This window comes from Mesorhizobium sp. M7A.F.Ca.US.006.01.1.1 (assembly GCF_003997935.1).
Lineage (GTDB): Bacteria > Pseudomonadota > Alphaproteobacteria > Rhizobiales > Rhizobiaceae > Mesorhizobium.
This window is the reverse complement of the sequence record NZ_RZQL01000254.1, coordinates 1-9,550: the sequence shown is the minus strand read 5'-3', so window position 1 is coordinate 9,550 and position 9,550 is coordinate 1. Positions and strand designations below refer to the sequence as shown.

At 61.7% G+C, this 9,550-nt stretch carries 12 protein-coding genes; 8 read left to right on the top strand and 4 right to left on the bottom strand.

Annotated elements, in window-relative coordinates; all coding sequences use genetic code 11:
• The first annotated feature begins 13 nt into the window (after window positions 1–13).
• The 7 genes from EN943_RS30730 to pqqE all read left to right on the top strand — a co-directional run bounded on the left by EN943_RS30730 (window position 14) and on the right by pqqE (window position 5,396).
• The gene (locus EN943_RS30730; protein ID WP_127415831.1) at window positions 14–454 is read left to right on the top strand and encodes a c-type cytochrome, methanol metabolism-related; all 441 of its coding nucleotides are present in this window, start codon (window positions 14–16) and stop codon (window positions 452–454) included.
• Window positions 426–1,319, top strand: coding sequence for a quinoprotein dehydrogenase-associated putative ABC transporter substrate-binding protein (locus EN943_RS30725; protein ID WP_013532072.1), 894 nt, complete (start codon window positions 426–428; stop codon window positions 1,317–1,319). Before EN943_RS30730 ends, EN943_RS30725 begins: the two co-directional genes overlap by 29 nt.
• Window positions 1,316–1,876, top strand: coding sequence for a PQQ-dependent catabolism-associated CXXCW motif protein (locus EN943_RS30720; protein ID WP_127415833.1), 561 nt, complete (start codon window positions 1,316–1,318; stop codon window positions 1,874–1,876). Before EN943_RS30725 ends, EN943_RS30720 begins: the two co-directional genes overlap by 4 nt.
• Before the next feature lie 415 nt (window positions 1,877–2,291).
• Window positions 2,292–3,230 (top strand): pyrroloquinoline quinone biosynthesis protein PqqB, encoded by a 939-nt coding sequence (gene pqqB, locus EN943_RS30710; RefSeq protein ID WP_127415830.1) that lies wholly within the window; start codon window positions 2,292–2,294, stop codon window positions 3,228–3,230.
• Window positions 3,227–3,985 carry a pyrroloquinoline-quinone synthase PqqC gene (gene pqqC / locus EN943_RS30705; RefSeq protein ID WP_127415829.1) on the top strand — a complete coding sequence of 253 codons (759 nt, stop codon included), beginning with the start codon at window positions 3,227–3,229 and terminating at the stop codon, window positions 3,983–3,985. The genes pqqB and pqqC overlap by 4 nt, the downstream gene beginning before the upstream one ends.
• Window positions 3,985–4,278: a pyrroloquinoline quinone biosynthesis peptide chaperone PqqD gene (gene pqqD, locus EN943_RS30700; RefSeq protein ID WP_245476039.1), complete on the top strand. Its 294-nt coding sequence runs from the start codon at window positions 3,985–3,987 to the stop codon at window positions 4,276–4,278. Before pqqC ends, pqqD begins: the two co-directional genes overlap by 1 nt.
• Window positions 4,275–5,396, top strand: coding sequence for a pyrroloquinoline quinone biosynthesis protein PqqE (pqqE, locus tag EN943_RS30695; protein WP_127415827.1), 1,122 nt, complete (start codon window positions 4,275–4,277; stop codon window positions 5,394–5,396). The genes pqqD and pqqE overlap by 4 nt, the downstream gene beginning before the upstream one ends.
• Before the next feature lie 19 nt (window positions 5,397–5,415).
• On the opposite strand, the gene EN943_RS30690 is transcribed toward pqqE, so the two are convergent.
• Entirely contained in the window at window positions 5,416–6,036 is a 621-nt protein-coding gene (locus EN943_RS30690) for a hypothetical protein (protein WP_127415826.1), read from the bottom strand.
• On the bottom strand, window positions 6,029–6,550 hold the full coding sequence (locus EN943_RS30685) for a hypothetical protein (RefSeq protein WP_127415825.1): 522 nt from the start codon (window positions 6,548–6,550) through the stop codon (window positions 6,029–6,031). Before EN943_RS30685 ends, EN943_RS30690 begins: the two co-directional genes overlap by 8 nt.
• Before the next feature lie 201 nt (window positions 6,551–6,751).
• On the opposite strand from EN943_RS30685, the gene EN943_RS30680 reads away from it, so the two are divergent.
• Window positions 6,752–7,090 carry a hypothetical protein gene (locus tag EN943_RS30680; RefSeq protein ID WP_245476038.1) on the top strand — a complete coding sequence of 113 codons (339 nt, stop codon included), beginning with the start codon at window positions 6,752–6,754 and terminating at the stop codon, window positions 7,088–7,090.
• 14 nt (window positions 7,091–7,104) lie between these two features.
• Here EN943_RS30680 and EN943_RS30675 read toward each other — a convergent pair whose 3' ends face one another.
• Entirely contained in the window at window positions 7,105–8,070 is a 966-nt protein-coding gene (locus EN943_RS30675; protein WP_245476037.1) for a DUF3592 domain-containing protein, read from the bottom strand.
• Between the two features lie 679 nt (window positions 8,071–8,749).
• Window positions 8,750–9,550: GH25 family lysozyme (locus EN943_RS30665; RefSeq protein ID WP_127415823.1), on the bottom strand; the 801-nt coding region annotated here is incomplete at its 5' end.

Genomic DNA, 9,550 nt, shown 5'->3' with positions numbered 1-9,550 from the left:
GGCCGACGACAGCATGGAAAAAGCCAAGGCGGTGAAGGAAGAAGGCGGCAAGTATTTGGATGCGGATGGAAATCCGACCTACAAGATCGAAAACGGAACCGTCGATTGGTACACGTTCAGCGGCTACCGCCGGTATCACTCCGATTGCCATGTCTGCCACGGACAGGACGCGACAGGTTCGAGCTATGCGCCGGCTTTGGTCAACAGCCTGAAAACCATGGATTACGCCACATTCCTCTCGATCGTCGCCGAAGGCCGCAAGAATGTCGGCGGCGGCAAAGAAAACGTCATGCCTGCCTTTGGCGACAACAAGAACGTCTATTGCTACCTGGACGATCTCTACGTCTATCTGCGCGCGCGCGCGGATGGCGCGGCGCCCCGCGGAAGGCCGCCCAAGCACGAAGACAAGGCCCAGGCGGCGAAGGATGCCGAAGCATCCTGCATGGGTGGATGACATGATCGGCCGCGATGCATTGAAGCTGCGCGTCGTTCTGCCGATCCTCGGCACACTCGCCTTGCTGCCGTCGAACGCGCATGCGCAAAGCGCCGGCCTTGGCGCGGCGGGAGAACTCGTAGACCCTGACATTTTGCGCGTCTGCGCGGATCCCTCGAATATGCCCTTCACCGACAAGAGCGGCGAAGGCTTCGAAAACAAACTGGCCGAACTGGTTGCCGCGAAAACCGGGCGCAAGTCCGTCTCCTACACCTGGTTTCCCACGATCACCGGCTTCGTGCGCAATACGTTGGGGGCCAACCGATGCGACATCATCATGGGCTATGCCCAAGGCGATGAGTTGGTGCAGAACACCAACGCCTACTATCGCTCCGCCTATGTGCTGGTGCATCCGAAAAGCCACGATATGGAAGGCGTGGAAACGATCGAGGATCCCAGACTTACCGGCAAAACGATCGGCGTCGTTGAAAGCACGCCGCCAACCGCCAACATGGCCGCTAACAAGCTTCTGCGGACCGCCAAGATCTATCCGCTTGCGGTGGATACGCGCGTCACCCCATCCATGGGGGAGGTCATGATCAAGGACATGCTGGCACACAAGATCGATGCGGCGGTGCTGTGGGGACCGATGGCAGGTTACTATGCCAAGGAACTCGGAGCTGATGTGACGATCGTTCCACTGGTGAAGGAAAAAACCGGCTCGCGCATGTCTTACCGCATCACCATGGGCGTACGTCCGTCCGACCAGGAATGGAAGCGGACGCTCAACCGGGTGATCAGGGAAAACCAGGCGGAGATCACCAGGATCCTGCTGAGCTACAACGTGCCGCTGATCGACGAACACGACAACCTGATTACCCAATGAATGGAAGGGAGACTATTTTCTTGCTGGTCGCCGCGAGCCTTCTGGGTCTGACCGAGCCGACATGGGCTGGCGATGTTGCCGAACCCAGCGGTTTCCGGATGGACGACTATCGGGCGCCGGTGCCGCGGACGCTGCAAGGCGCGAGGGTGGTGACGACGGTGGAAGCGGAAGCGCTGTGGCGAGCGAAAAAGGCGATCTTCTTCGACGTGATGCCGGACACGCCCAAGCCGGCCAATTTGCCGGCAGGAACGATATGGAGAGACAAGATCAGAAAGGACATTCCAGGCAGTACATGGCTGGCCAATGTGGGATACGGCGCTATTTCGCAGGAGACTGCCGGCTATTTTCGCCAAGGCCTCGCGGCCACGGCCGGAACGGACAAGTCGCGCGCGATTTTGTTCTACTGCATGACGAATTGCTGGATGTCGTGGAATGCGGCGAAACGGGCCGTCCAGTGGGGCTACAGTTCAGTAATCTGGTATCCGCTCGGCGCCGATGGGTGGGAAGATGCAAACCTTCCACTGGAGGAGAAGAAACCCTACACAACGAACAATTGAAGTAAGGACTGCAATTATTCTCGATAGTTTGTTTTCAATTTTTCAAAACCTATTGTTTCATTTGTCCATTTTGAGACTTGATGGACGAGCCATTGCGTCGGTGCCCTGCAATGGTTGGCTAACGACAGGATCGGTCCCTTCGGGCTGGTATAAGAGGAGAAATGTCATGAAGAAGAACTGGAAAAAACCGACCATGTGTCAGGTTGCCGCTGGCTTCGAAATTTCACGGTATCTGCCTGCTGAAATTACTCCCAAGAAGTAGGCCGCAGCGGTGCGCGTCCCTGGCGACAGGGGCGCGCATCCCCTCGCCGCATGGGATTTTCGTGAAAGATTTTGACGCACGCAAAGCGCGCGAAGCGTTTTTTGTGACTGCAAATTGCCTGCAGGTCAGAGAAGCCGGCGCGCGGGCATTTTCATGCATTTGAGGATCATCGGATCGGCGGCGGGCGGCGGCTTTCCGCAATGGAACTGCAACTACCGTCTCAGTCGTGCGGCTCGCATCGGCATGGCCGGCGTGCTTTCACGAACCCAGTCAAGTGTCGCCGCCTCGGCGGACGGGTTGGGCTGGGTTCTTTTCAATGCCTCGCCCGACATTCGCCAGCAAATCGCTGCAACACCTGAATTGCAGCCTGCGGGCGATGCGCCGCTGCGCTCGACGCCTATTCGCGCGGTGGTGCTGACCAATGCCGATGTCGATCATATCGCCGGACTGCTCAGCCTGCGCGAGCGGCAGCCTTTCGCCATCTATGCAACGGCGCAGGTTCTGGCGACGCTGGAGGCGAATTCGATTTTCAACGTTCTCGATCCGGCGCTTGTGCCGCGGCGCATCCTGCCTCCGGGGAAAGAATTGGCCATCCGCGACGCAGAAGGCCGCGAGACCGGCGTAATGATCGAGCCCTTTCCCGTACCCGGGAAGATAGCACTCTATCTGGAGGATAGAGACCATGCGGATGCCAATTTCAGCTCCGACGCAGGTGACACGATCGGAGTCCGAATTGCCGGCGTCGGCAGCCGCGGCTCCGTCTTCTATATCCCAGGCTGCGCGCGCATCGATGCCCGCTTACGCGCGCGTCTCACCGATGCCGCCTGTCTTTTGTTCGACGGCACGGTCTATACCGACGATGAGATGATCGTCGCCGGTGTCGGTCAGAAAAGCGGCGCGCGCATGGGGCATCTGGCGATCTCGGGAGAACTGGGTTCGATCGCAGGCTTGGCCGATGTGAAGGTCGGCCGTCGCCTCTTCGTCCACATCAACAACACCAACCCCATCCTTGACGAGAATTCCGCCGAGCACGCGGCGGTCAAGGCGGCAGGCTGGGAAATCGCAAACGACGGGATGGAGATGGAATTTTGAGCGACTTCCGCGATGCAGCAAAAGGCGGACTCTCCACGAGCGCTCTCGAAGCCGTATTGAGGCAGGTTGGCGCCGAGCGTTATCACAATCGCCATCCCTTTCACCACAGGATGACCAGCGGCGCATTGTCGAAGGCCGAGATGAAGGCCTGGGCGCTGAACCGCTATTGCTATCAGGCGGTCATCCCGCGCAAGGATGCCATGATCCTCGTGCATGCCGAGGATCCGGCGTTTCGCGCCGCTTGGCGCAAACGAATCGAAGACCATGACGGCGAGGACGGCTGGAGCGGCGGCATCGCGCGCTGGCTGCATCTGGCAACTTCGCTCGGCCTGGACGCCGAGGCCGTGAAGAGCGAAAGGCTGGCACTGCCGGCGACTCGCTTCGCGGTCGGCGCTTACCTTTCCTTTTGCACAAACCGGTCGCTGTTCGAGGCGGTCGCGTCCTCGCTGACCGAGATGTTCTCGCCACTCATCATCGGCGAGCGGGTGCCGGCAATGCTGGCCAAATACGACTACATCACCGAGGATACACTGGCCTATTTCAGGCAACGGCCCGAACAAGCCTCGCGTGACGCCGACTTCGCCCTCGCCTACGTGCTCAGCCATGCCGATACGGCGGAGCGCCAGCAGCAGGCAATCGATGCACTGGTGTTCAAATGCGATATACTCTGGGCCATGCTTGACGCGCTTCAACACGCCTATGGCGAGCAGGGAAACATACCGCCCGGCGCCTTCCAGCCCGAGGCAGCCCTATGATGGCGCTGCGCGAAAGAGCCGTGGTGTCGTTGCGATCGGCACCTTCGCTGCCGAAGCACGTGCGCATACAATACGACTCCGTGCGGCAGGCATTCGCCGTGCTTTCACCGGAAAAGATATTCTGGCCGAACGATGTCAGTCTCGACATATTGCGTCGCTGCGATGGACGGTCCACGGTCGGCGACATCATTGCCGGCCTTGCCGCGGATTATGAGGCCGAACAGGAGGCCGTGGCGACCGACGTCATCGCCTTCCTGCAGGAATGGTCGGACAAGCTGTTGGTGAGGCTATGAGCACGCCCCTCCTCCCTCCAATCGGCATGCTGGCGGAACTGACGCATCGCTGCCCGCTGCAATGCCCTTATTGCTCCAATCCGCTCGAACTGCTGAAGGCCAATCGCGAACTCGACACAGAGACCTGGCTCGCCCTGTTCTCGGAGGCCGCCAATCTCGGAGTGCTCCAGGTGCATCTGTCCGGTGGCGAGCCGACACTGCGCCGCGACCTCGAGCAATTGATCGCCGGGCTTGCGGGGCGCGGCGTCTACACCAATCTGATTACCGCGGGCGTTGGCATCGTCGAGGGCCGTATAGAGGCATTTGCCGAAGCCGGCCTCGACCATCTGCAACTGAGCTTTCAGGGCGCACGGCCGGCGACCACCGATCGCATCGGCAACCACAAGGGCGCTCACGAAAAGAAGCTGGAAACGGCACGCCGTGCGCGCGCCGCCGGTCTGCCTCTTACCATCAACGCGCCGATCCATCGCCATAACATCGAGGAAGTGCCGGAATTCATCGATCTCGCCCTTTCGCTGGGCGCGGAGAGGCTTGAGATCGCCAATGTGCAGTATGCCGGCTGGGCGTTGACCAATCGCGATCAACTGATGCCCGAGCGTGAAGCGGTCGACAGGCAGGCGGAGATCGTCGCGGAGGCACAGGAGCGGTTGGCCGGCATCATCAACATCGATTTTGTGACGCCGGACTATTTCGCGATCTATCCGAAGCCGTGCATGGGCGGCTGGGCGCGTGACGCCTTCATGGTGACGCCAGACGGCACCGTACTGCCCTGCCATGCCGCACAGACGATCCCGTCGCTCAGCTTCGAGCGTTTCGAACCACGCAAGCTGTCCTCGATCTGGGCCGATTCGCCTGCGTTCAATGCCTTTCGCGGTACGGACTGGATGCAGGAGCCGTGCCGCAGCTGTGACCGGCGCGAGATCGACTGGGGCGGTTGCCGCTGTCAGGCGATGGCGATCGCCGGCGATGCCGCTGCAACGGACCCGGCTTGCGCGAAATCGCCGATCCATGCTCGCATGGCGATGCTGATCGACGAAGCCAAGCGCATTGCCACAGCTCCTTCCAGAGAAGAATCATTCGTCTACCGGCGGATCGGTGCGGTGACCGAATCCGCCTGACCTGGCGAGAAAGCGCTTCTCACCCCCTCGGCAAGACGCGTAGCGTCTGCTCGTCAAACAATGGCTCGTCCTGGCCGATGCGCACAAACAGCAGGCTGTGCCCCTCACCCGCCGGCACCTCGAAATACTGGATGCCGTCAGGCATTTCGCCCCAGACGCCGCAGGGCGGCTCCGGAATCTCGTTGGGATCGGCAAGTGCTTTCAGCTCTTTCGCATAGGCGGCGTCGGGGCTGAATGTGTAGCGTTTGACGCCGGCGGGTACTGTGCTCTCGGTGTAAGGCGTCAGCACGCAGCCGGCGCTGACAGTCTTGTCGGTCTTTTTCAGGAACAGGCGCTGTAAGGCAGCCTCGGCGGTTTCACCAGGCTTGACGTCGAAGACCTCGACAAGAGGATCGGCCTCGCCGCCGTCGCTGTATTTGATGGCGAGCGCGTTGCCGGTGAGTTCGAAATGGATCTGGCGAAAGCCGAAGTCGCAGCGTTGCGCCCAGGCGGCCAGCCCGACAGTCTTGTCCGTCAGTCTTTCCCAGACGCATTTGTCGATCGGCGGGCGCGACGGCGCCGGCTCGTCCGCCACGGCGGATATCGTTGCGGATGCAAGCAGGGCGCTGGCCCCGATGATCGATCTCATGGCGCTATTCATCGCTGCATCCTGTCAAAGTGAAGGCATCCCACGCCGAGCCGTCTGGATTGGTGTTGGCGAAATCAGCCCATTCGGTGAAAGCCGCCCCGAAATCGGGCAAAAGCAGCCCTTTCGGCGCCGGTGTCGCTTCGCGCGAATTCAATTGTTCGGCGCCACCGCCGGTCAAGGCATAGACCTGGCCATCCCATATCCTGCACAGCCCACTGCCGTCCTGCAGCCCCGCTTCGCGGTCGTCGTCGGTGCAGGTGTGGCGGATGGTGCCGAGCGGAAAGGAATTCCTGCCGTTGGTCCAGGTGACGTCGGCCGGCAGGCTCATGCCGGTGTTGGGCACGCTCAGCGAAAAGACTTGCGTCGTCAGCGCCGCCGGCTCGTTGGCGAGCGGCCGGAATTGCATGACAGCGCCCGAGCGCGGCTCCCGATAGGTGGCGTGGCTCAGCAGACATTCCTTGGCGCTCGCTGCCTGCATCGGGCCGAGCAGCCCCGCGAAAACCAAGGCCAGTTTGCGGTTGATCATCAAATGTCTCTGAAAGGGTTGGAAGCCAAGCCCGGCTGCCCACACAGTCGCATCATCCGTGCGAAACCATAAGCGAAATCCCGAGCCATCATATTTATCCGCACTCGGACGAAAACTTGCGCCTCGCAAGGTCCGTCAGTCTGTATGGTCGAGCGCAGAGGCGACGGAGACAGAGCGGTGATGCGGCGTTTGGTGATGACGATGGCACTATTCGCATTCGCGGTTAGCCCCGCGCTGGCGGCGGCGCCCTATGTCGGGACGTGGTCCGGCGACCGGCTGAATTGCAATGCGACCGCCGATATCCAACGCCAGACGCTCTTCACCGTCGATCGGTCGGCCCTGTCGCTTCCCGAGCTCGGCTGCGAACGCGCCACCTTTCGCAAAAGCCCGACCGGCTGGGTGGTGCATGCAAGCCAATGCTACGGCTCTGACCCGTCGCTCGAGGAACCGTTCGCGCGTGTCATCCATATCGTGAGGCATGGGGCCACGCTGCGGTTCACCTGGCCCGGCTTCGACAGCGGACCCCTCGTCCGCTGCTGATGGCATCCGGCGCCTCAGAACAGCCCGACCAGAAACGCAGCGCCACCGAGAAAGCCTGCCGAGCAGATCCACAGCAGCCAGAGTCCCCGGACCCGGCATTCGAGCACCGCCGATCCGGGGTTGGCGGGGTCATAGTGCACGTCGACCTTACTGCCTTCGACATACTGCCGTGCCTGGCCGCCGACGAGGCCGGGCAACGAAGCCGTCACGGTGGCGCCGAAGGTCACACGATCGGCGGTGTAGCGCTGGCCGGCGACGTCATAGGCGTAGACGATGCGGGATTTGAAGACGGTGCTCCAGCGTCGATAGCCTGAATGGCTTCGGAGCGCCTGCAGGCCCGAGGCATTGATGCGGCCGGCCGCGACCGGCCATTTTGCCGCCTGCTCCGCCATTGATTTCTGGGCGCAACCCATGCGCAGGATGAACAGCCCCATGAACAGCAGCAGCGCTCCCGCGCCGAGATTCTGCGGCTTGGGCAGATGCGGCCCGATCGCCTCCAGCAGACCGCCGACGGAAAACACCAGCGCCAGCGCGCCGACCACCATTCCGGCCGAGAGCTGGATCATGAACTTGAAGGCGCCATCCGGCATGGTGCGCTCGATCACGGCTTTGCTCGGATCGGCCGGATTGTAGAAGACAGTCACCTCCGCGCCACGGGGAAACTGGGCAAGGGTCTCAGCGACTTCGAAATTTCCCAAATTCTCCTTCACACTGTAGCGCGAGCTTTGAAATTTCTTGCTGCCGACCTTGTATTCGAAGGTGATCGCCGGAAAATTGCGCATTTCGGTCGTATCAGTGCTGTCCGAGCCAACGCCCGAGCTTCTGACCTCGCGTGCCTCGACGCGCGACGAGATGATCTTTCCCGGCGTCGGCAGCCAGCGGCTGAGTGCCTTCACCTCTCGCCATTTCATGAAGGTGATGAACGACAGCGCGCCCGCGACCACGCAGGCAAAGCCGACAAGCATGATCTTGAGTTCCAACTCGTCTCCCCCCAGGAGTGCAGGAACCCGCACATAGACAGCATGGCCGCGGCAATGTCTTGTATTTTCGCAAAGTCTGATGTGACCGGCCGGGCCATCTCGATGGTGCGCCCCGTGCACTCTTTAGTCGTTGATCGCCATGACGCGAACAAAGCCTTCCAGCTGGAGCGCGCGATCGCGAATGGCGTTGGTGGCGTCCGAAGCCTGCATGGGCACGTACATCGTGCCCTGCCGGGTTTCGTAGAGCGCCCCGCGCCTTCGCGTCGCTGTCGCGGAAGGCCAGCCAGGCGTGCTGTGACAGGCGGAGCTGTTGAGCCGCCTCGCGCGGCAGTTTGCGTATGAGCGTCGCATAGGCGGCATTCATCCGGCGATCATAGTCGCTCGCGGCTGTCGCCTCGCACTCGATTTGACCGGCCGTGGAAGCATCGGCGGCGTCGTTCAGGCAGCGGTCGAGTACGACAGCGGTAGTGTCTTCGAGAACCGAGGCCGCCAGGTTCGCCGGCGATATCGCCACCAACAAACAGATCGCTCCACTTATGGCGGAAAGTCTCCAACTGGGGTGCCCAATCCGCATTTTACCTCCGAAGCATGATTCCAAAGCACGGTGAGAACCGGGCTCTGCCAACCCTGCCGCGTGGGACCGCCGCGGGCATGCCGCCAATCAGCAGGTCGACCTGTCTCAGTTGGCGTCGGCTACCGTCTGCCGTCCGCCAGCCCAGGCGCGCCATTGCCGTTCGTCGCCATGGAAGACATTGAGGTCTATGCGGCCGGTGACGCCGTGCGACAGGCCGGAGCCGGAATACTGCCAGAACAGCCATTTGCGGCCGGGATAGACCTTTGACGGATGCTGGGCCACGGCACGCAGCCAGAACGGATAGTCGAGGAATTCGCCCCTGAGATTGTCGCGGTAGAAATCGGGCGCGGTGTAGATGATGGGCCGCTGGCCGTAATGGCGCTCCAGCTTGTCCATGAACACCTGCATCTTTTCCAGCACCTTTTCGCGCGACGGCCGCCGCTTGCAGCTGGACTCGCCGTTCCACTCGACGTCGATCACCGGCGGCAGAGCGCCTTCGACCCTGGGCACGTTGCGGATGAACCAGTCCGCCTGCTCGCCAGCCGTGCGGCACCAGTAGAAGAAATGGTAGGCGCCGCGCTTCAAGCCGGCGGCGTCGGCGTTGCGCCAGTTTTTCATGAACATCGGATCGAGGTGGTCGCCACCGTCGGTCGCCTTGATGTAGGCGAAGTTGGCGCCCTGGGCCCGCAATTTGTTCCAGTTCACGTTGCCTTGCCAACGCGAGACGTCGACGCCGTGCACTGCAAGGCGGCGAGGCGAACCCTTGCCGAAATTGATCGGCTTGGCGTCGCGAAAACCGTAACGGGTGAGCGGCCCGGCAAGCATGGCTGGTGCCGCTCGGGTCAACAGCTTGGGCGGCGATACCAAGGCTGCCGACTCGACCGGCAGCCCGCCGACGTCAGGCAC

Coding starts and splice junctions, on each gene's coding strand:
- EN943_RS30690 (WP_127415826.1), bottom strand. CDS start 6,036: ATGAATAGCGCCATGAGATCGATCATCGGGGCCAGCGCCCTGCTTGCA.
- EN943_RS30685 (WP_127415825.1), bottom strand. CDS start 6,550: ATGATCAACCGCAAACTGGCCTTGGTTTTCGCGGGGCTGCTCGGCCCG.
- EN943_RS30730 (WP_127415831.1), top strand. CDS start 14: ATGGAAAAAGCCAAGGCGGTGAAGGAAGAAGGCGGCAAGTATTTGGAT.
- EN943_RS30680 (WP_245476038.1), top strand. CDS start 6,752: ATGGCACTATTCGCATTCGCGGTTAGCCCCGCGCTGGCGGCGGCGCCC.
- pqqB (WP_127415830.1), top strand. CDS start 2,292: ATGCATTTGAGGATCATCGGATCGGCGGCGGGCGGCGGCTTTCCGCAA.
- EN943_RS30720 (WP_127415833.1), top strand. CDS start 1,316: ATGAATGGAAGGGAGACTATTTTCTTGCTGGTCGCCGCGAGCCTTCTG.
- pqqD (WP_245476039.1), top strand. CDS start 3,985: ATGGCGCTGCGCGAAAGAGCCGTGGTGTCGTTGCGATCGGCACCTTCG.
- pqqE (WP_127415827.1), top strand. CDS start 4,275: ATGAGCACGCCCCTCCTCCCTCCAATCGGCATGCTGGCGGAACTGACG.
- EN943_RS30725 (WP_013532072.1), top strand. CDS start 426: ATGCCGAAGCATCCTGCATGGGTGGATGACATGATCGGCCGCGATGCA.